This window comes from Pseudoalteromonas sp. (genome assembly GCF_018402495.1).
GTDB lineage: Bacteria > Pseudomonadota > Gammaproteobacteria > Enterobacterales > Alteromonadaceae > Pseudoalteromonas.
Map to the genome: position 1 here is coordinate 880,108 of NZ_JAGYIU010000001.1, position 21,818 is coordinate 901,925.

Genomic DNA, 21,818 nt, shown 5'->3' on the forward strand with positions numbered 1-21,818 from the left:
AAAAAAGGTCGCTCTGCGACCTTTTTATACTTATGAATTATCTAAACAACACATCTTCACGATTAAACCATTTCACACAAAATGCCAGTAGTGCCCCAGCGATGAGTGCTGTTGCTAGGAATATCAATCCCACCAGCGTGTAATCAACGGTGCCTTTAACAATTTCTTTAATCGCTAAGGCGACGTTAGTTACCGGAATAAACGCCGTTTTAGAAGTCAGTTCCATGTTAGGCATTATTGAAATAATAATCGGGAAAAACACGACCATGCTTAATGGCGTCATGTAATTTTGCGCTTCTTTAAACGAGCGTGCATAGATTGATATTGCCAGAGCTAATGCAGAAAAGGTTGCTGCTATAGGCAATAATAAGACAAAAATCATTAGTAAGTCTGTGATAGCCAATGTACTAAAAGCGGCTTTGATAAATTCAAGATCAGCAAAAGCCAGCGCTAAGGCTATCCAACACCCCATACTAATTACGGTTATAGTGGTTGATGCAATTGACGTGGTGAGTAGAGTAATGAATTTACCCAATACTAGCTCGGTACGAGTAATAGGTGTAAGTAATAAGGTTTCTAAGGTACCTCGTTCTTTTTCACCGGCCCCTAAATCAATAGCTGGATACGTTGCGCCTACCAGTACTAACGGAATAAGTAGATAAGGTAAAAACCCACCCACTTTTTCACCTAGGTTTTCGCGCTTATCGGCAGTGTCTACTTTAACTACATTAACTGGCTTTAAAATAGATTCTTGTGCGCTTTTATCTATACCAAAGCTCAATAATTTACTTTCTTGTAAAGTATCACTGTACTCTTTAGCAAGCTCTTTGACACGCTCAAATAAGAAGTTAATTGATTTTGAATCATTGAATACAACTTGCCATTCGCTTTGCTTTTGCTCATTTAATGTTTGCACTGCATCACTTGGCAGGTATATTCCCATGTCGATATCGCCGGCGTTTACACCAGCTTTTAGCTCCTCAACACTGTTGAAGGTTTTATCACCTTTATATAACTCAAAGCTTTTGTGATAAAACACTTTATCAGTAAATTCTGGTGCATAGTCGCCATTGATAATCACATAGGTATTTACTTTTTGTTCAGCATCAAGCGCAGCTTGCGAGGATATAAACGCAACCACAGCAAATAACAACGGGAAAACCACAATAGGAAATACCACTACGAACAATAAAGTTTTTTTATCGCGTAGTAGCTCTGTTAATTCCTTTTTAAATACTTCAAACATCATGTTTCTCCGTTAATATGTTCATAAACGCTTGATTTAATTCTTCACTGTTGCCTGCCTGTTTAAATTCAGCGAGCGTGCCATCAAAACAACTAACGCCTTCATTAATTACCGCAACGCGGTCACATAAAAGAGCGACTTCATCTAAATGGTGCGTAGAAAAAATAACCGGAGTTCCTTGTGCTTTTAAGCCTTTAATAAAGTTAATTACTGTTTGAGTGGTCATAATATCAAGCCCAGTAGTTGGCTCATCGAGAATAACAACATCTGGGTGATGTACCACAGCACGCGCAATGTTGGCTTTTTGCTTCATGCCGGTTGATAGGTTCTCAGCGCGTTTATCAATAAATTTATGCATATCGAGTAAGGTAAATAACTCTTCACAGCGTGCCTTGATAGCCTGCTTGCTCATGCCATGCAGTTTTGCAAAGTACTCTATGTTTTCTTTTACCGTTAAACGACCATATAAACCAGTAGAGCCGGATAAAAAACCAATACACTTACGCCCAATGAGTGGCTTTTTAATTATGTCGTTTCCTGCAATAGTAATACTGCCATCATCAGGTTTTAAAGCGGTAGAGATCATTCTTAATGTCGTGGTTTTCCCCGCACCATTAGGCCCTAACAGCCCTAGTACTTCGCCTTTTGCACAGCTAAAGCTGACATTTTTAACCGAGTGAAAATAATCTTTATCCTCACGGGGGTCTATATCATCTATTTTATTTTTTTTATGATCTTTAGTGAGCTTAAACTTCTTTTTAAGCGCGGTAACTTCTATCATTTTCGTGTCCTTCGTTTCGGTCTAAAATAGTCCGTGTTATCGTAAAATGATGGATTGTTATTCTCATCACACCAACCAGGAACACCTAATAAAGGTAAAGGTGAAAGCTGTTTGTTATCGGCTAAACAATCATCAGTTTTAATCATCTCATAAAGGCGCTGATCTAGGTACTGGTATTGAGTTACTAAATCTTTACAAAATATTTCATCCGGTACATTTACAAATAAGGCTTTGCCAGTCAGTCCAATATAAGGTTTGGTTAACATTTCATAATTAGCATGACCAAACATGAAAGGCGCTATGGTTTTACCCCACAGCTCTCTATGCTCTATAAACGCAGTTTTCCACTGGTGGTCTCTAAACCACTCTTTCCAGTTAGAATCGCTAATAGCTAAAACCACACCGCATTCGTCAAACAGGGTTAAAGCGTTACGATGTTTGCTACGCTGTTTTAACCCATGCAACGCTATTTCATCAACATGACGCTGATTAATAAGGGCTTTTGTTTTTGGAAATAAACACCAAATAAAACCACCAAACAGATCATGCCAGTTTTGTTGACGAGTGGGTACCTCTCCTGTTTCAAAAATAACTTGTTCATAATAGCGCTCAGCAAAATCAACCTTGGCATCATCGACAAAACGAATTGGGAGATTATTAGCATTGATGGCGTTTAAATACGGGGTAAAGTACGCAGGCTCAGGCCAGTCTGTTTGCTGATCTATTTTAAACAGCTGACGAAGGTGCTCAAATGCACCTCCATTTATACTCGTTACTTGAAATTGTTCTGGGGGAGTAAAACGCTTCATTGTTACCTTTACTGTACATTTTTATCAGCAACAGTTTACCGCAAAAACTGGTTCTAATTAACAGAAGTTCATATACTAACGCTACTTAGAACAAAAAAAGAGCCAATATGAAACGTTATTTTTCTTTGACCCTAATAACAACGGCAATTTTAGCCGGCTGTGCAACAACAAGTATCACATCTGATGATGTCGCTAAAGGCTACAACAGCATTCAAGCGGATGAAATTGCTAAGCATGTAAAAGTGTTAGCTTCTGATGAATTTGGTGGACGTGCTCCTTCATCTGAAGGTGAAAAGCTTACGCTTGATTACTTAACAAAAGAATTTACTGCTTTAGGCTTTGAGCCGGGAAATGGCGACAGCTTTTTCCAAGAAGTGCCGCTTGTATCGTTAGAAGCAGACTCTGATATGGTGCTTAATATTGGCGGTAAAGACTACCAATACAAAAAAGACATGGTTATGGGCAGCAGCCGTATTAGTGCGCAAGAAGGAATTGAAAACTCGGAGCTTGTATTTGTGGGCTACGGTGTTAACGCACCTGAATATAACTGGAATGATTACGAAGGCCTAGATGTTAAAGGTAAAACCGTTGTTATGCTGGTAAACGATCCGGGTTTTGCAACTAAAGATCCTGCTTTATTCACCGGCGATGCAATGACCTATTACGGGCGTTGGACTTACAAATACGAAGAAGCAAGCCGTCAAGGTGCTGCAGGCGCTATTATTATTCATGAAACTGCTCCAGCGTCTTACCCGTGGTCTGTGGTTGAGAACTCATGGAGTGGCGAGCAATTTGGTTTCGTAAAAGAAAACAATAATATGGACCGTGTTGCTGTTGAAGGTTGGGTTACTGTTGATGTAGCGAAAGAGCTTTTTTCTAAAGCAGGCCTTGATTTTGAAACCGCCAAAGCAAACGCTGCCAAAGGTGCTTACCATGTTGATATGGGCGATTTAACAGCCACTGTGAATGTAAAGAACACCATCAAAAAATCGGTATCTTATAACTTTATTGCCACTCTTCCTGGTAGTAAAACACCCGATGAGCATATTATTTACTCTGCGCATTGGGATCATTTAGGAACGGATAAAAACCGTAAAGGCGATCAAATTTATAACGGCGCACACGATAACGCAACAGGAACAGCCGGTATGATAGAAGTTGCCGAAGCCTTTACTAAACTAGGTAAACGCCCTGACCGTTCAATGACCTTTTTAGCGGTAACCGCTGAAGAGCAAGGTTTATTAGGCTCGAAATATTATGCTGCGAATCCAGTTATTCCAGCTAATAAAACCGTTGCAAATATTAATATGGACAGCTTAAACCTATTAGGTAAAGTAAAAGATATTAGTGTGGTGGGTATTGGTAAATCACAAATGGATGAGCTATTAGCAACTGCGGCCAAAGAGCAAGGCAGAACAGTATCGGGCGACCCTAAACCATCTTCAGGTGGTTACTACCGCTCAGATCACTTTGCCTTTGCTAATATGGGTGTTCCTGCCATGTATGCCGGTGGCGGTACACAAGCGTTTGATGAAGAAACTGCAAATTACCGTAAGCGTATGAGCTTAGTACTACGTGGTTGTTACCATCAACCTTGTGATAGATACCGCGATGAGTGGGATTTATCAGGTGCGGTTCAAGATTTACAATTATTTTATAAAGTAGGTTTTGATATTTCACAACAAACTCAGTGGCCTACGTGGAATGAAAACTCAGAGTTTCAACGTAAAAAGTAACTACTGCGCCAACACGTAAATGATATTGATTATCATTTAATAAAATAGTACAGTGCGATCTCATTCTTTAATTAGGTCGTACTGTATGTTTTTAACATCCCATTTAGGAGTTATTTCGCCAGCTGCAAAACGTGTTTTTCATCAAAATAAACGCCTAATTTTACCTCTGTTAATTTTAGTCTGTCTAGCCCTGCCCGATTTACGCACCATAACAATTACTGCACTCAGTGATGCTTTTTTTCAAGTGAGTGTGTTTGTTGCTGCGACCTTATTTATTTACTACTACGCGATTGATCATTTACCCCAACTAGAGCTTCGTTACCTAAATGCTAAGTCACCGGTATTAGAGGTCAGCTTTGCTGCTTTTTTAGGCATGTTACCAGGCTGTGGTGGCGCGATTATTGTGGTGACTCAATTTACAAAAGGACAAGCAAGCTTTGGCGCAATTGTGGCGGTATTAACGGCCACAATGGGTGATGCCGCGTTTTTATTATTAGCGACTCGCCCTACCGAGGGTTTAACCATCATGGCAATAGGGTTTGTGGTTGGTTCTGTAACGGGTTTAATCGTCAACACACTTCATAAAACAGGCTACTTATGCCCAACTGATCAAAAGCACACACCACAGGTTACCCTTTTACCGACGAAAATAATTACGCTCAGTAAGCCTATTTGGTACATCGCTATTATTCCGGGGTTACTCATTGCCTTTTTACTCGCTTTTAATATTGATTTGAGCCAATTTGGGCAGTACACCACATTGACTGTTACTCATTTTGGCGCATTAATGGCCTTGTTTGTCGTATTTATGTGGGCGTTATCTTCAAAAGGTGAAAGCTATAAAGAAGTAACCTCAGAAGATGATATATGCAGTCCACCTTCAAAACTCACAAAAGTACTGCAAGATACTCATTTTGTAACCGCGTGGGTGGTTGCCTCCTTTATATTATTTGAACTACTGGTGACAGTGTTTGGCCTTGACTTAAAAACATGGTTTTTAAATTATGCTTATATGGCCCCGCTCATAGCGGTATTAATTGGTTTTTTACCTGGCTGTGGCCCGCAAATAATTGTTACCACTTTATATATTCAAGGGGTTATTCCGTTTAGCGCATTAGCGGCCAATGCCATTTCCAACGATGGCGATGCGCTTTTCCCAGCCATTGCAATGACACCTAAAGCGGCTATTATTGCCACGCTATATACCGCTATTCCCGCGTTATTAGTTGGTTATGGCCTGTATTACTTTGTAACTTAATTTTTTACATAAAAAAGCTCAGCAATGGCTGAGCTTAAAATGTTTACAAGTTACTTAATTAAGTAGTGTGTAATTCAACTTCTTTTGGATTAGTACCGTGATCGTTTTCACCTTCTTGCGAGTCTTGCGCTAAGAAGATAATTAGAATGATCCAACCAACCACAGGCACTAGCCAAAGTAATTGCCACCAACCTGAACGATTGGTATCGTGAAGACGGCGAGCACCCGCACTTAGTTGAGGAATCAATAAAGCCAAGCTATATATTGTGCTTACAAACATTGTGTTTGTAATACCATCTATAACACTTGTTAAAAGCGAAAAAATCAAATTAATTAACATAAACATCCAAAATGCTTTGCGGCGATTACGTCCTGAAAAATCTGCATAGCTACGCAATGCATTCATATAATGTTCCATAAAATTTCCTTAATGTTATTTTTTATATTCCCTAAAGGGCGTACAGCGTTACCTATTTGGTTACATTTGTATCTTAATTAAAAATATAAATTTATTAAAGAAAAAAACCAGCTTTATGCTGGTTTTTTAAATAGTTTTTTAATAAATCATCAAAAAGAATTAGCGCATTGCCATCATCATTTTAGCTGGCTGCTCTAAGTATTCTTTCCATAAATTATTAAAGCGCGCGATAGTGCCGCCATCAATTACACGGTGATCCCCTGACCAACTTACTTGCATAATTGCACGCGATACCACTTGCCCTTGCTCGTCAAAGCGCGGAAGGTGCTGTAATTTACCTAAGGCAACAATCGCCACTTCTGGCTTATTAATAATTGGCGTAGCTATAGTGCCACCAATCGCACCAATGTTCGAAATGCTAATAGTACCGCCTTTTAAATCATCTGGTGCTACGCGGCCTTCTCGAGCTGAGTCAGTTAATTGCGTTAAATTATTAGCTACCTCTACAATACTTTTAGTTTGGCAGGCTTTAATATTTGGTACTAATAAGCCCACTTTAGAGTCCACTGCAACCCCGATATTGTGATCATCGTAGTAGGTAATTTCACTGCAATCATCGTTTACTTTTGAGTTAAGTACCGGGAATTCAGTCATTGCCAACGATAACGCCTTAATAAAAAACGGCATCATCGTAAGTTTAACGCCCTGTGCTTTATATTGCTCTTTAAGATCAGTTCGAAGTGCAATTAAATCAGTTAAGTCAATTTCATCACTGTAGGTAAAATGTGGAATAGTAGAAACCGACGCCACCATTTGTTTTGCCATGGCCGCTTTAATGCCTTTAATTGCTTCTGTTCGCGTTCCACCCGAACTAGTTGCGTGTTCAGTACTACGAGTGTTTTTACTCTGAGTCGTTTGTGGCTTGTTAAGCTCAGAGGTATCCATGCCAGATGGCACTTCATTTTTTATAAACGCTTCAATATCTTGTTTATAAATTCGGCCATTTTTACCACTGCCTGGTACGCAGGTTAAATCAACGTCAAGCTCACGCGCTTTACGCCTAACCGCCGGTGATGCAACCGCTTTTTCGTTAACTATTGCAGTTTGCGTTTGCTCAGCAGGTGCGTCTGACGTTGCGTTACTTTGTGCTTTTACAACAGCTTGGTTAACATCAACGTCTTCTTTTGCGGCTTGCCCTGCAATCGTCATTTGAAACAGTGGGCTATGCACCTTTGCAATTTCACCTTTTTGATAATACAGCTTTTGCACTGTACCGGTGTATTTAGCCGGTATTTGTACTAGCGCTTTATCGGTCATTACATCACAAACGGCTTGATCTTCTTCTATTTCATCGCCCTCTGCCACTAACCATTCAACAATTTCACACTCAACAATACCCTCACCAATGTCGGGTAAAATAAAGTCTTCTAAGTGTTCACGAGTACTTGTTGGTGAAGAAGATGTTTCAGCCTCTTCACTGGGTGCTTCTCCAGCCACATCCATTGCAAATAACGGCGCATGTACTTTAGCAATATCGCCTTTTTTACAATGCAGCTTAGTGATCACCCCATCGTGTACCGCTGGAATTTGCACTAAGGCTTTATCTGTCATCACATCACAAATAGGCTGATCTTCTTTTACAGTGTCGCCCTCTTGTACCAGCCATTCGACTACTTCGCATTCAACTATGCCTTCACCAATGTCGGGTAATATAAAATCTTTCGCCATGGAAACCCCTAAAAGTTCACTGATTGTTTAATTGCGGCCATTACTTTTAATGCATCTGGAACATATTCTTTTTCAAGCGCCAGCGGGTATGGTGTATCTAGACCACAAACACGTAAAATAGGCGATTCTAAATGCAGAAAACACTCTTGAGCGATGGTTGCGGCTATTTCTGCGCCAAAACCGTTAGTAATAGGTGCTTCATGACTAACAATAAGACGGCCTGTTTTAGTCACTGATTTAGCAATCGTTTCAACATCCCATGGTAAAATACTGCGAAGGTCAATCACTTCACAGCTAATGCCCTGTTCACTGGCTTGCTTTGCCGCGGCTTCTATAATTTCCATTTGTGCCCCCCACGCTAATAAAGTAACGTCAGTACCCTCTTGAACCACTTCAGCTTTACCAAGTTCAATGCTGTAATCTTCTTCAGGCACTTCACCAGTTGATGCGCGGTATAAACGTTTGGGCTCAAAAAATAACACTGGATTGTCGTCTTTAATACACGCACGCAGTAAGCCTTTAGCTTGGTACGGGTTACGCGGCACGACAATTTTTAACCCTGGCGTATGAGCAAAATATGCTTCTGGCGATTGCGAGTGATACAAACCACCAGCAATCCCGCCGCCGTAAGGTGTGCGTATTGTTAGATTACCTACGTTGAATTCATTACCGCTACGGTAGCGAAACTTAGCCGATTCATTCACAATTTGATCAAACGCAGGAAAGATGTAATCAGCAAATTGAATCTCAGCAAGCGCGGGTGCACCAAAGGCTGCCAAACCATTTGCAAAGCCTAAAATACCTTGCTCTGTGAGCGGGGTATTGAATACGCGATGCTTACCGTACTTTTCTTGTAACCCTGATGTTGCTCTAAAAACACCGCCAAAATAACCCACGTCTTCACCAAAAATACACGCTTGAGGATGTTCATTCATGGTGATATCTAAAGCAGAATTAATTGCATGTAGCATGTTCATTTTAGCCATTACTTAATTCTCCCTGCTGTTGTTGGGTAGGCGTCTGGATGTGCTTTTATATGTGTTTTAAGTTCATCATATTGACGTTGTAAAGATGGAATTGGCGTATCGTAAACATCTGAAATTAGCTCTTCTAACGCCGGCTTATCAATTACTTCAGCGCGTTTTAGTGCCGCTAAAATATCATCACGAATTGTTTCTTTCGCTTTGATATCTTCTGCGTCATCTAACCAATTTTGTTTTACTAACCATTTTCTAAAGCGCTCAATTGGGCATGTTTTATAGTTTGCTTCTTCATCTTTTGAACGGTAACCGCTTGGATCATCTGATGTTGAATGCGCACCTAAACGATACGCTATCGATTCAATTAATACCGGTTCACCTTGTGTCGCAGCAATTTCGCGGGCTTTTTTAGTTGCCGCGTAAACGGCGAGCGCATCACTACCATCAACACGAATGGTTTTAATACCATAACCCACACCACGTGAAGCAATCCCATCGCCTTTAAATTGCTCATCGGCTGGGGTTGAAATAGCATAACCATTGTTACGTGCAAAAAAGATAACCGGTGATTTATGTACTGCAGCCATATTTAAGCCTGCATGAAAGTCACCTTCTGAGGCAGCCCCTTCTCCAAAATAACAAATAGTAACGTTATCAATAGTACTTGCTAGTTCACCTGTTTTAGCATCAATGTGTTTTACTTTTTGACCATATGCGTAACCCGTAGCCTGTGGAATTTGTGTTCCCAAAGGTGATGAAATGGTCATATAGTTAAGTGCTTTAGAACCATAATGGATCGGCATTTGACGGCCTTTACCTAAATCTAATTCATTAGAAAACATTTGGTTCATAAATTGATCAAGGGTAAATCCACGGTAGTGCAAGGCTGCTTGTTCACGGTATTGCGCCATGATCATGTCATCTTGTTCAAGGGCTGCAGCAGAGGCAGTTACCGCCGCTTCTTCCCCTAAACATTGCATGTAAAAGCTGACGCGGCCTTGGCGTTGAGCACCCTGCATACGTTCATCAAGCAAACGAATAAAACGCATGGTTTCGTATAATTTAATAGCGGTGTGTTTAGAAATATCAGGTGCAGGAGCACTAGGATGAATGTCGCCGTCCTCAGTTAAAATACTCAGGGTTGGAATATTAAGTGCGTGGCCGTCAATAAACTCAAGCTCATGATTAATATTCAGCGATACGTTATTGGGATTACTCATAACCTACCTTCTTTTGTTGTCGGTATCACAGCGCCCCTTTGGATTATTATTATGGGTGATAGTTGCTGAATAAACTTTGCAACATCTGCACTGTATTTAATTAAAGCTGCCAACACTTTACGTTAACGTAAAGTGTTATTCAACAAAACTGTGACCAAACAAAAGTAAATATTGAGCAAAAAACTGGCAAGTTAACTATACATATAATTAACCACTTATTAATCAGTTGGTTAAACTTTCATAACAAGTGGTCTGATGTGTTGATTTAGCTAAAGCGGCTATCCACTTGCATGGGGACTACTGTCAGTAATGCACGTTGACCAATAGCAACCTGCGCGTTAGGAAAAATAATGGCTTCCCCTTCTACGTCGGCATATATGGCATTATCGCCATCGGTGGCTAAAAGCTCACCCTTTGCAAACCCTGTAAAATTCTCGGCATCGTCAGAAAACGGAAAACTAAAGTTTTGCTCTGTGCGGTTAATAGTACGATGAACAGAAAACAACTCAAAGTCGCTTGCATTAAACTCTGGGTATTTAACTTCTTTTTGACTAATTAATGCAGTTAATGATTGTTTCGTTTTTTCAAAACGAGTCATATCATTTTCACCAAAGGGTTTCACTTGCCCAAGCTCTACAGTAAATGAGTCGGCACCATGAACAAACGACGAATAGTAGCTAAATGTGGTAGCTGGCGACTTCATCATCAATACTGTATTTACACCACAGCTTAATAAAAACTGCAGTTGCGACTTTTTCCATGGCTTGCCATGTAAAAATGGATAAACAGCAAATTTTTCGTTTTTAGAGCCACGAATAGCAGTATGTAAATCATAATGACAGCGATACGTCCCCTGCTCTGAGCGTGCATAAAAATCGCTCACGTACTGTTCAAGTTTTGTAGCACGAACACGTTCGTCGTTCATCGCTATGCCATCAACACTGTGGTGGCCGTTAAACAATCGGTTTAAGTTCTCTTCTACAAATCGTTTACCCATATTAATTGACTGAGGATTACCAAAAATAAATAAAACGCGTTGTTGTAATTCAAGTTGCCCACTAATAATGTGTTTAATGAGTTCATCACAAATTTCAATGGGGGCTGTCTCATTGCCATGAATGGCACTAGATAGCACCACATTTTTTGACGTTATACAATCAGGTTCAAACTCAATCACTCCGGTATCGTGTATGGTAACCTGAGTATTGTTATTAAGCGTAAATTGACCTGCCTCTAAATGCCATTCATGGTTTCGCGAAAGCGTTAAAAAATCACCGTCTTGTTTTAATTGATTAATATATTCTGCAGTGGCTGACATAACGATAAAAGCCCTTTTTTTGTAAATTATAGATACAAAAACGGCTGATAAAATCAGCCGTTTTTAGTTGTAATTGCATATTAGCTAATCACTGAATCAACCAGTTTTTTAGCTTCTTTTTCTAATAAGGCTAAGTGCTCTTCGCCTTTAAATGATTCTAAGTAAATTTTATAAATATCTTCCGTACCTGAAGGACGCGCTGCAAACCAGCCGTTTTCAGTCACCACTTTTAAGCCACCAATTGCCGCGTTATTGCCTGGTGCATGCGTTAGCTTTTGTAAGATAGGCTCACCCGCTAAGGTATTTACTTTTACATCATCAGCACTAAGTGCTTTTAATCGCGACTTTTGTTCAGCCGTTGCTGGCGCATCTAAACGTTTGTATAGTGGCGCACCAAATTCTTGCTCTAGTTCTTTATATAACGCAGACGGAGTTTTACCCGTAACCGCAAGAATTTCAGCGGCAAGTAAGCCCATGATAAAGCCATCTTTATCTGTACACCATACGCTACCATCAAAGCGCAAAAAGGCGGCACCGGCACTTTCCTCGCCACCAAAAGCTAATGTACCTTTGTTTAGCCCTTCAACAAACCACTTAAAACCTACCGGTACTTCTTTTACTTTACGCTTGTTTCGCTCAGTTACTTTATCAATCATTGAACTAGAAACCAGTGTTTTACCAATTTCAACACTGGCACCCCAGTCACGATGAGTCAGTAAATAGTCAATCGCTACCGCTAAAAAGTGATTAGGATTCATTAACCCATCTGGTGTTACTATGCCGTGACGGTCATAATCAGGGTCATTACCAATCGATAAATCAAAATCATCTTTAAGGGCAATTAAATTAGCCATTGAATACGGTGATGAGCAATCCATACGAATTTTGCCATCTTTATCAAGCGGCATAAATGCAAAACGCGGATCAACACTGTCATTAACTACCGTTAAATCTAAATTATATTTTTGCGCGATCACTGGCCAAAAGTTAATGCCTGAGCCACCTAATGGATCAATACCAATTTTAATGCCTGCCTCACTGATAGCTTTTAAATTTATAATATTTTCAAGGTCATTAATGTAAGGGGTCATTAAATCTTGGTAGCGAATAAAACCAGAGCGTGATGCTTTTGCAAAAGGAAATAATTCCACTTCAACTAAGTCTTCAAGTAAAAGTTGATTGGCTCTGTCTTCAATCCATTTTGTTACATCTGTATCTGCAGGGCCGCCATTTGGAGGATTATATTTAAACCCGCCATCTTCTGGTGGATTATGAGATGGAGTCACTACAATGCCATCGGCAAGTTCATTTGGGTGGTTTTTATTATAACTAACAATCGCATGACTTATAACTGGCGTTGGAGTAAAGTCACCGTTTTCTTGGGTGATCACTTGCACTTCATTCGCAACCAGTACTTCTATCGCAGAGTTAAAGGCCGCTTCGCTTAATGCATGAGTGTCTTTGCCCAAAAATAATGGACCAAATATATCGTTTTGCTTTCTGTAGTCACAAATTGCTTGAGTAATAGATAATATGTGGGACTCATTAAATTTTACATCGTGCGCACAGCCACGGTGCCCTGATGTACCAAATGCGACACAATGTTCAGGGTTTTGCTCTAAATCAGGCTCATTTAAATAGTACGCTGACACTAACTTTGGTACATTCACTAAAACCGATTGAGGTGCAGTTTTACCTGCGCCAGAATGAATTGCCATGGTCTTTCCTTAAAGATAATCACGAATTTTTTCAGCTTGCTCGTTGCTATAGCCTAAACTAAGCGCAACTTCATGCAGCATCATTTTTTTGCGCGTAGTATTGGAATTAGTCATCACCCAATATTCACTATCGGTGATGTTCTTTGGATTCATACTGCTGCCGCTATTGACTAAATCTTCTTTACTGGTAGCAAAATAAACACGATCACGACCTTTTATATCTAGCACTGCAGAGAAATCTGTTTTATGGGTTCGGTGAAATGCACTTAAAATAAATAAGAAGCGACCGACAACGCCTTTTTGCATTGCCAACTCTTCTTTATTTAAAATATTAAATACATTTGCATTTTTTTTATTTACCTGCGGTTTAGCCTTTTGGGTTGGCTGATCATCATCTGCTATTGATTGTTCTACCGATGAATTAGACACGTTAACGGTTTCATTTTTATGATCGGTCTTTAAATTTGTAGGGTTATTTTTTTCGCCGTTGAGATTTAATAAACGACGTAAAATAGTGGATGCACTCTCACCAATACTTTGTGTATTGCTTGCAATGTACTGATATAACTCGTCGTCTATGTCAATTTGTTTCATGTTCTTCCTGTCATTACGGGTCACATTTTTCTTTCTCGCTGATTATACCCAATCCAGATAGAAATGCGAGTTACAACCTACGCAACTCTAAGCTTAGCAGTAATGAGTAATCAAAGAGCGAGGTGCTTTTAAATACAACATACGAATAATATCTGTATTTTTTGCTTTTTAAGTTAATGCTCGGCAAACTATGCGCAAAATTGAAGGAAACGTCTATGCAATTAAATTATAAACAAATTGGTCAAGGTACCCATGTTATTTTGATCCATGGCCTGTTTGGCTCTTTAGAAAACCTTAATGTGATTGCAAAACCATTAAGCCAACACTTTTGCGTCACCAATGTTGATTTACGTAATCATGGTCTTTCACTCCATAGCGATGAGATGGATTATAATTCAATGGCGAGTGATATCGTTGATTTAATGGCAACTTTAAATATAGAAAAAGCGCATATAGTTGGTCACTCCATGGGCGGTAAAGTCGCGATGCAAATAGCACTGAGCCATGCTGATTTAGTCGATAAGCTCGTGGTTCTTGATATTGCGCCTGTGAGCTACCCTGCACGCCATACTCAAATACTTGCGGCATTAAATGCAGTAAAAAATGCAGATATTAGTGATAGAAAGCAAGCTGATTCAATAATGCAACCGTATATAGAAGAGTTAGGTGTACGTCAGTTTTTATTAAAAAGCTTATATAAAAATGATGACGGGCAATTTGTCTGGCGATTTAATTTGTCAGTTCTCGATAAAAAATATTCAATAATTACTAACAACATTAATGCAAATAATTCTTGTTTATGCGAGACTCTGTTTATAAAGGGTAATGATTCTGACTATATTTTAGCCGAGCACCGCGAAGCAATTAATGCACTGTTTAAAAACGTCAGTGCCAAAATCATACATGGTGCAGGTCATTGGTTACATGCTCAAAAACCACAGGCGGTGAACAAAGCAATCAATGACTTTTTAACTGCAGTTTAATGTTGTTTTTATGGTGTGTTTTTGATTTATCGCACTAAATAATTAAATATTTATGTGCTATAGTACGCGCCGTTTAATTTAAAGGTTACACGTCGATGGTTAGTCAGTTTATTAACGAATTTGATACCCTAGGGTTGTACTTTGGCTTAGCAGGTATATTTATTTTTATCGGCTTGGCAATTAAAGACGTACTGAAAAGTGCGAATGTGCCTAAATTTGGCCGCTATATTGTGTGGCTGGTACTGTTTTTAGGTTGCTCGGGCTTTATTGCCAAAGGACTTATTCAGGTATTTTGGCAAGGTGCGGGTGTAGGTTAAGCATGGCCAAATCAGAAACAGATAGAACAACGCTTGATTTATTTGAATACGAGAAACGCCCCGGCAGACCTAAAACTAATCCCCTACCACGGGATATGCAGTTAAAGGTTAATAAACGTAATCAAATAAAAAGAGATAAGGCGCGTGGTTTAAAACGTGTTGAATTTAAAGTTTCGTCACAGCTGTATCAGGCACTGAGTGATATGGCAGATGCACAAAATATTAGCCGTAGTGCGTTGATCGAAACAATTTTACAAGAAAGATTGGCTATTGATAGATAAAAGGTTTAAATCCATGGCAAGTGTAGGCATTTTTTTCGGAAGCGATACAGGTAACACAGAACACGTAGCAAAAATGATCCAAAAAGAATTGGGCAAAAAACTTGTGGCTGTTCATGACATTGCAAAAAGCTCTAAAGAAGAGATTGCAGAGTTTGATCTGATTTTATTTGGTATTCCAACTTGGTATTATGGTGAAGCGCAATGTGACTGGGACGATTTCTTTCCTGAGCTTGAAGAAATAAGCTTCGAAGGTAAACTCGTGGCCATTTTTGGTTGCGGTGACCAAGAAGACTATGCCGAATACTTCTTAGATGCTATGGGCATGATCAATGATATCGTAACAGAACGTGGCGCTATTGTTGTTGGCCATTGGCCTAGCGACAGTTATGATTTTGAAGCATCAAAAGGCATGGCAGATGATACGCACTTTGTAGGTTTAGGAATTGATGAAGACCGTCAACCAGAACTTACCGAGCAACGCGTTAAACAGTGGTGTGCTCAGGTGTATGATGAAATGTGCTTAAGCGAATTAGCAGATTAATCCCCCCTTCTTTTTGTGCTAATTGTTTAAAATATTATCAAACAGTTAGCATTTTCCGCGTTAATATTGATATAGATCAATTGTTCTTTGCACTTCCTGCAAAGGCACGTTATCCTAACTAGTATTGTGACGAGTACATCTAGCAAGATGTCTAGTATAACTAAATAAAATTGAGACAGATTTAATGACTGATCATAACTTGGAACTTAAAAAAGCGGGGCTAAAGGTAACTTTGCCACGTATTAAAATTTTAGAGATACTGCAATCTCCAGATAACCAACACATAAGCGCTGAAGATGTTTACAAGGTGCTACTAGATCTAGGTGAAGAAATTGGTCTTGCGACTGTTTACCGTGTATTAAACCAATTTGATGATGCAGGAATTGTAAGCCGTCATCACTTTGAAGGCGGCAAGTCAGTATTTGAGCTCTCTGGCAGTACTCACCATGACCACTTAGTGTGTTTAAAATGTGGCAAAGTTGTTGAGTTTGAGGATGATTTAATTGAGCGTCGTCAACTTGAGATAGCTGAAGAAAACGGTATTAAACTGACTAACCACTCTCTTTACCTCTATGGTGAATGTGAAGATAAAGACGCATGTAAAGCGTTCTCGCAAAATAATAGTTAAAAGTCTGTTTAATTTTTATGAAAAAACCTGCTTTAAGCAGGTTTTTTGTTATTTATTACTAAAAACAGAGCCGTGTTATTTCTGCTCTATTTTAGCCCATGAGTCACGTAGACCTACAGTTTGATTAAATACTACATTCTCTGATTTAGTGTCACGTGAGAAATAGCCTGTTCGCTCAAATTGAAAACCTTGTGCAGGTACAGAATTAGCCAATGAAGGTTCAAGTTTAGCATTAGAAATAACCACTAATGAGTCTGGGTTTAACGTACTTTCAAAATCCTCTGCGGCTGCAGGGTTAGGCACACTGAATAAACGGTCATATAAACGTACTTCTGCAGTAATTGACTCAGGCGCAGATACCCAATGAATAACCCCTTTTACTTTACGACCATCGCTTGGATTTTTACCTAATGTTTCAGGATCGTAAGTACAGTAAATAGTGGTAATTTCACCAGTGTCGTCTTTTTCAACACGCTCTGCCTTAATCACATAAGCACCACGTAAGCGTACTTCTTTATCAAGCACTAAACGTTTAAACTTATTATTCGCTTCTTCACGGAAATCTTCGCGTTCGATAAAAATTTCACGCGTGAAAGGCACTTCACGGCGACCCATTTCTTCTTTATTTGGGTGATTAGCCACAGAAAGCGTTTCTACTTTGTCGGCGTCATAATTCTCAATCACGATTTTCACTGGATCAAGTACAGCCATTGCACGCGGAGCATTTTCGTTTAGGTCATCACGGATACACGCTTCAAGCATACCCATTTCAACCATGTTTTCTTGCTTGGTAATACCGATACGCTGACAAAATTCACGCACAGATGCCGGTGTATAACCACGACGACGAAGACCCGCAATAGTTGGCATGCGCGGATCATCCCACCCTTCTACGTGCTTATTAACCACTAAGTCATTAAGCTTACGCTTTGACATAATTGTGTATTCAAGGTTTAAACGTGAAAACTCAATTTGTTGCGGGTGACATTCAAGGCTGATGTTATCCAATACCCAGTCGTATAAACGACGGTTATCTTGAAACTCTAGCGTACATAATGAATGAGTAATACCTTCAAGTGCATCAGAAATACAATGCGTGAAGTCGTACATTGGGTAAATGCACCACTTATCCGCTGTTTGATGATGATTAGCAAAACGTATACGGTATATAATTGGATCGCGCAGCACCATAAATGAGCTGGCCATATCTATTTTAGCGCGAAGGACACATTCACCTTCTTTAAATTCACCGTTACGCATTTTTTCAAATAATGCGAGATTTTCTTCAGGTGATGTTTCGCGGTATGGACTGTTTTTACCAGGCTCTTTTAATGTACCACGATACTGACGAGCTTCATCGGCTGATAAAAAACAAACATAGGCTAGGCCCTTTTCAATCAGCTCGACTGCATAGTCGTAAAGTATGTCAAAATAATTTGACGAGTATTTTATCTCGCCATCCCAATTAAAGCCTAACCACTGAACATCTTCTTTAATCGAATTAACGTAATTAATATCTTCTTTTTCTGGATTTGTATCGTCAAAACGAAGGTTACATAAACCGTTATAGTCTTTGGCGATACCAAAATTTAGGCAAATTGATTTTGCATGGCCAATATGTAAAAAGCCATTAGGTTCTGGTGGAAAACGGGTATGCGTTGTGGCATGTTTTCCACTTGCTAAATCTTCATCAATTCGGGTTCTAATAAAGTTATTTGGGCGATTCTCAATTTCCGCCATAGGATTATAAACCTCTGTATATTGCGTGATAACAAAACTACTGCATTATTACAAAAACCAACCTTAACATACAGTAATAGATGCGGGTTTATGCAGTTATTACCAAAGTTTGTTAGATAAGGGATAGTTTATGAGCAAAATTTGTTTTAGCGCAATATTAAAGTCATTAAAGCGATTTATAGTTGGCGAATAAACCAAACTTAAAGGAACGAAGATGGCCTCATTAAATCAACACCGCATATATATTCCAAGTAATGCACGTGCAAATCATTACTTATTAGCTGAAATTACACCTAATGAAGATTTTTATAAAAACTTTAGTAATGTTAATGCCTGTTATGAACGCATTGCGCGTCAGTTATTTGCATCCTGTGATGAATATGAACTACATAATGTGCATTTACTCGCAAATGATAAACTCCCCGTGGTGAGATTTCATGATGAGTCATACCAACTTGAAACCGATAAGCAGATGTTATTTTTTTATAACCCTCGCTACCATGAAGCGCACAAATTGCATCACACTGAAGATCAACAGAGTAAAAAAATCCGACTGCTGTTTTTAGCTACCGGCGAAGACATACGCGCCCAATCAGCCCAATTTCATACTAATGTACAAAAAGTATTGAGTCATTTACAAGAACAGTTATTTTTAGACCAACCGCCTTTTAAACTGCGCGATCATCAGCATTTAACCTATGATTTATTTGCTAAAGAAAAAGGTAATAAAGAAAGTTATGGTTATAAATTGAGAAGCTTATATCCTCGCTATCAATCAAGGCAGTGCGCAATACCGAGTAGCCACGCTGAAATGACCTACGCCACCTTCTCTATTCCCGTATCTCGTAATATCAAAACACAATTTCAAACACAGATTAATAGCAAAACTTATAAACCCTTTTATAGCCACTTCTCACAACTATTTAGCCAACTCTGTGAAGATAATAAACTGACCCATGTAGCTATGGTTGCAAATGGTGCTATGCCAATCGTTCGCAATAGCCAAGTAGATAAAAATGAAGGAAATGATGAGTTACAAAAAATCAGTTTTGATATAGAAAACTCAACACCACAAATAAAAGTTTTTTTTGATGAAAATAAACTAGTAGAAACACTGCATTTTGTTATTGTTGCCGCCGAGCATAATAAACATGAGATTGGTTATGGTCGCTTTATGAACCATGTAGAAAAAACGATTCATGCATTATGTGATGAATTAGCCATAAATAAACAACGCCAAGATTTATCTCTGCGATTTTTTCAGCATATTAGTTACCCGTTTTAAGATTAAGGGCTATACGCTCTAGTCATACATAACAAAAAGGCTCGCAATTGCGAGCCTTTTTTAAAGAATAACCGCTGATTACCAGCCTGTTTTTTCTTTAAGTGCTTTACCGATATCAGCCAGTGAACGTACAGTTTTTACGCCCGCAGCTTCTAGTGCAGCAAATTTTTCATCAGCAGTACCTTTACCGCCTGCGATGATTGCGCCAGCGTGACCCATACGCTTACCTTCTGGTGCAGTAACACCAGCAATGTAAGAAACAACAGGTTTAGTTACGTTAGCTTTGATATACTCTGCAGCTTCTTCTTCTGCAGTACCACCAATTTCACCAATCATTACGATTGCTTCAGTTTGGTCGTCTTTTTCGAACATTTCTAAAACGTCGATAAAGTTAGTACCTGGGATTGGGTCGCCACCAATACCAACACACGTAGACTGACCAAAACCAGCATCTGTAGTTTGCTTAACCGCTTCGTACGTTAAAGTACCAGAGCGAGAAACAATACCTACTTTACCAGGCTTGTGGATGTGACCAGGCATGATACCAATCTTAGTCTCACCAGGAGTGATAACACCTGGACAGTTAGGACCGATCATACGTGTACCTGTTTGATCTAGTTTAACTTTAACGTCAACCATATCAAGTGTAGGAATACCTTCAGTGATACACACAATTAGCTCGATGCCCGCATCGATTGCTTCTAAGATTGCATCTTTACAAAAAGGTGCCGGTACGTAGATAACGGATGCAGTTGCGCCAGTTGCTTCTACAGCATCACGTACTGTGTTAAATACTGGAAGACCAAGGTGCGTTTGACCGCCTTTACCTGGGCTTACACCACCAACCATTTGTGTACCGTACTCAAGCGCTTGCTCTGAGTGGAAAGTACCTTGACCACCAGTGAAACCTTGACAGATAACTTTTGTATCTTTATTGATTAATACAGACATTATTTGCCCTCCGCAGCAGCAACAACTTTTTCAGCCGCGTCTGTTAATGATTCAGCAGCGATGATGTTAAGATCAGACTTAGCAAGTACTTCACGACCTAGTTCAGCATTAGTACCTTCTAAACGTACAACTACTGGTACTGTTACACCTACTTCTTTAACTGCGCCAATGATGCCTTCTGCAATCATGTCACAACGAACGATACCACCGAAGATGTTAACTAAAACAGCTTTAACGTTGTCATCTGAAAGGATGATTTTGAATGCTTCAGATACACGTTCTTTCGTTGCGCCGCCGCCAACATCTAGGAAATTAGCTGGCTTGCCACCGTGTAGGTTTACGATGTCCATAGTACCCATTGCTAGGCCTGCACCGTTAACCATACAACCTACGTTACCATCAAGGGCTACGTAGTTAAGCTCGAAGCTTGCTGCGTGAGCTTCACGCGCATCTTCTTGAGATGGATCGTGCATTTCACGGATTTTAGGTTGACGGTAAAGTGCATTACCATCGATACCGATTTTACCATCTAGACAGTGAAGGTTACCTTCATCTGTGATTACTAGCGGGTTGATTTCAAGTAGTGCGAAATCAAAATCGTTGAACATATTACCAAGACCCATGAATATCTTGACAAACTGTTTCATTTGCGTTGGATTAAGACCCAATTTAAAACCAAGCTCACGTGCTTGGTAAGCTTGAGGACCTACTAATGGATCGATCTCAGCTTTGTGGATAAGTTCTGGTGTTTCTTCAGCAACAGTTTCAATTTCAACGCCGCCTTCAGTAGACGCCATGAACACAACTTTACGAGAAGCACGGTCAACAACAGCACCTAGGTACAGTTCGTTAGCGATGTCAGTACAGCTTTCTACTAAAATTTTAGCAACTGGCTGGCCTTTCTCATCTGTTTGGTAAGTAACTAGGTTTTTACCTAACCAGTTAGCTGCAAACGCTTTAACTTCGTCGATAGTTTTAACTAGCTTTACACCGCCAGCTTTACCACGTCCACCTGCGTGAACTTGAGTTTTAACAACCCACATATCGCCGCCAATCTTTTCAGCAGCTGCTGCAGCTTCTTCAGGTGTATCGCAAGCGAAACCTTGAGAAACTGGTAAACCATATTCGGCAAAAAGTTGTTTTGCCTGATACTCATGCAAATTCATGATGCTTTATCCAATTTTTTATATTAAAAGAGCTGAATATTTATGCAAATAAACAACTATCCCAAATTGCGTGCCTAGTATAGATCTCATGGCGCTACATGAAAACCCCAGTATGACCAT

21 protein-coding genes are annotated in these 21,818 nt (G+C 39.6%); 8 read left to right on the forward strand and 13 right to left on the reverse strand.

What is annotated here, in order from left to right; all coding sequences use genetic code 11:
* Positions 1–37: 37 nt before the first annotated feature.
* Genes KG708_RS04030 through KG708_RS04040 form a run of 3 tightly spaced genes read right to left on the reverse strand, consistent with a single transcriptional unit; the run spans position 38 to position 2,836 of the window.
* Positions 38–1,246 carry an ABC transporter permease gene (locus KG708_RS04030; protein ID WP_213608475.1) on the reverse strand — a complete coding sequence of 403 codons (1,209 nt, stop codon included), beginning with the start codon at positions 1,244–1,246 and terminating at the stop codon, positions 38–40.
* Positions 1,239–2,027, reverse strand: coding sequence for an ATP-binding cassette domain-containing protein (locus KG708_RS04035; protein ID WP_033103409.1), 789 nt, complete (start codon positions 2,025–2,027; stop codon positions 1,239–1,241). The genes KG708_RS04030 and KG708_RS04035 overlap by 8 nt, the downstream gene beginning before the upstream one ends.
* Complete coding sequence (locus KG708_RS04040; protein WP_213608209.1) at positions 2,024–2,836, reverse strand: DUF3025 domain-containing protein; 813 nt, start codon at positions 2,834–2,836, stop codon at positions 2,024–2,026. Before KG708_RS04040 ends, KG708_RS04035 begins: the two co-directional genes overlap by 4 nt.
* A gap of 107 nt (positions 2,837–2,943) precedes the next feature.
* Here KG708_RS04040 and KG708_RS04045 point away from each other — a divergent pair, with 107 nt between their 5' ends.
* Both KG708_RS04045 and KG708_RS04050 read left to right on the forward strand, forming a co-directional pair.
* On the forward strand, positions 2,944–4,572 hold the full coding sequence (locus KG708_RS04045) for a M28 family metallopeptidase (protein WP_036982626.1): 1,629 nt from the start codon (positions 2,944–2,946) through the stop codon (positions 4,570–4,572).
* Between the two features lie 85 nt (positions 4,573–4,657).
* Positions 4,658–5,830 (forward strand): putative manganese transporter, encoded by a 1,173-nt coding sequence (locus KG708_RS04050; RefSeq protein ID WP_213608210.1) that lies wholly within the window; start codon positions 4,658–4,660, stop codon positions 5,828–5,830.
* A 58-nt stretch (positions 5,831–5,888) separates the two neighbouring features.
* Here KG708_RS04050 and KG708_RS04055 read toward each other — a convergent pair whose 3' ends face one another.
* The 7 genes from KG708_RS04055 to seqA all read right to left on the reverse strand — a co-directional run bounded on the left by KG708_RS04055 (position 5,889) and on the right by seqA (position 13,806).
* A complete protein-coding gene (locus KG708_RS04055; protein WP_213608211.1) occupies positions 5,889–6,248 on the reverse strand; it encodes a DUF805 domain-containing protein in 360 nt (119 codons plus the stop codon).
* 159 nt (positions 6,249–6,407) lie between these two features.
* Entirely contained in the window at positions 6,408–7,976 is a 1,569-nt protein-coding gene (locus tag KG708_RS04060; protein WP_213608212.1) for a dihydrolipoyllysine-residue acetyltransferase, read from the reverse strand.
* An 8-nt stretch (positions 7,977–7,984) separates the two neighbouring features.
* Positions 7,985–8,962, reverse strand: coding sequence for a transketolase C-terminal domain-containing protein (locus KG708_RS04065; protein WP_013464999.1), 978 nt, complete (start codon positions 8,960–8,962; stop codon positions 7,985–7,987).
* A complete protein-coding gene (locus KG708_RS04070; protein ID WP_213608213.1) occupies positions 8,962–10,176 on the reverse strand; it encodes a thiamine pyrophosphate-dependent dehydrogenase E1 component subunit alpha in 1,215 nt (404 codons plus the stop codon). Before KG708_RS04070 ends, KG708_RS04065 begins: the two co-directional genes overlap by 1 nt.
* Before the next feature lie 265 nt (positions 10,177–10,441).
* Positions 10,442–11,494: a succinylglutamate desuccinylase gene (gene astE, locus KG708_RS04075; RefSeq protein ID WP_213608214.1), complete on the reverse strand. Its 1,053-nt coding sequence runs from the start codon at positions 11,492–11,494 to the stop codon at positions 10,442–10,444.
* 80 nt (positions 11,495–11,574) lie between these two features.
* Positions 11,575–13,212: a phosphoglucomutase (alpha-D-glucose-1,6-bisphosphate-dependent) gene (gene pgm, locus KG708_RS04080; protein ID WP_213608215.1), complete on the reverse strand. Its 1,638-nt coding sequence runs from the start codon at positions 13,210–13,212 to the stop codon at positions 11,575–11,577.
* 9 nt (positions 13,213–13,221) lie between these two features.
* Positions 13,222–13,806, reverse strand: coding sequence for a replication initiation negative regulator SeqA (seqA, locus tag KG708_RS04085; RefSeq protein ID WP_213608216.1), 585 nt, complete (start codon positions 13,804–13,806; stop codon positions 13,222–13,224).
* Positions 13,807–14,021: 215 nt separating this feature from the next.
* Between seqA and KG708_RS04090 the strand changes: the two genes are divergently transcribed.
* The 5 genes from KG708_RS04090 (at position 14,022) to fur (ending at position 16,556) form a co-directional block, all read left to right on the forward strand.
* Positions 14,022–14,789 (forward strand): alpha/beta fold hydrolase, encoded by a 768-nt coding sequence (locus KG708_RS04090; protein WP_213608217.1) that lies wholly within the window; start codon positions 14,022–14,024, stop codon positions 14,787–14,789.
* Positions 14,790–14,884: 95 nt separating this feature from the next.
* Complete coding sequence (locus KG708_RS04095) at positions 14,885–15,106, forward strand: DUF2788 domain-containing protein (RefSeq protein ID WP_213608218.1); 222 nt, start codon at positions 14,885–14,887, stop codon at positions 15,104–15,106.
* A 2-nt stretch (positions 15,107–15,108) separates the two neighbouring features.
* Positions 15,109–15,387 carry a LexA regulated protein gene (ybfE, locus tag KG708_RS04100; RefSeq protein ID WP_008113775.1) on the forward strand — a complete coding sequence of 93 codons (279 nt, stop codon included), beginning with the start codon at positions 15,109–15,111 and terminating at the stop codon, positions 15,385–15,387.
* A gap of 13 nt (positions 15,388–15,400) precedes the next feature.
* Entirely contained in the window at positions 15,401–15,928 is a 528-nt protein-coding gene (fldA, locus tag KG708_RS04105; RefSeq protein WP_213608219.1) for a flavodoxin FldA, read from the forward strand.
* A gap of 184 nt (positions 15,929–16,112) precedes the next feature.
* Positions 16,113–16,556 carry a ferric iron uptake transcriptional regulator gene (fur, locus tag KG708_RS04110; protein WP_213608220.1) on the forward strand — a complete coding sequence of 148 codons (444 nt, stop codon included), beginning with the start codon at positions 16,113–16,115 and terminating at the stop codon, positions 16,554–16,556.
* A 75-nt stretch (positions 16,557–16,631) separates the two neighbouring features.
* Here fur and glnS read toward each other — a convergent pair whose 3' ends face one another.
* Positions 16,632–18,296: a glutamine--tRNA ligase gene (glnS, locus tag KG708_RS04115; protein ID WP_213608221.1), complete on the reverse strand. Its 1,665-nt coding sequence runs from the start codon at positions 18,294–18,296 to the stop codon at positions 16,632–16,634.
* A gap of 214 nt (positions 18,297–18,510) precedes the next feature.
* On the opposite strand from glnS, the gene KG708_RS04120 reads away from it, so the two are divergent.
* Positions 18,511–19,581 carry a DUF3083 family protein gene (locus tag KG708_RS04120; RefSeq protein WP_213608222.1) on the forward strand — a complete coding sequence of 357 codons (1,071 nt, stop codon included), beginning with the start codon at positions 18,511–18,513 and terminating at the stop codon, positions 19,579–19,581.
* Between the two features lie 78 nt (positions 19,582–19,659).
* Here KG708_RS04120 and sucD read toward each other — a convergent pair whose 3' ends face one another.
* Together sucD and sucC are read right to left on the reverse strand one after the other, a co-directional pair.
* Positions 19,660–20,532, reverse strand: a complete 873-nt coding sequence (gene sucD / locus KG708_RS04125; RefSeq protein WP_024603036.1) for a succinate--CoA ligase subunit alpha — start codon at positions 20,530–20,532, stop codon at positions 19,660–19,662.
* Positions 20,532–21,698, reverse strand: a complete 1,167-nt coding sequence (sucC, locus tag KG708_RS04130; protein ID WP_008464053.1) for an ADP-forming succinate--CoA ligase subunit beta — start codon at positions 21,696–21,698, stop codon at positions 20,532–20,534. Before sucC ends, sucD begins: the two co-directional genes overlap by 1 nt.
* Between the last annotated feature and the right edge of the window lie 120 nt (positions 21,699–21,818).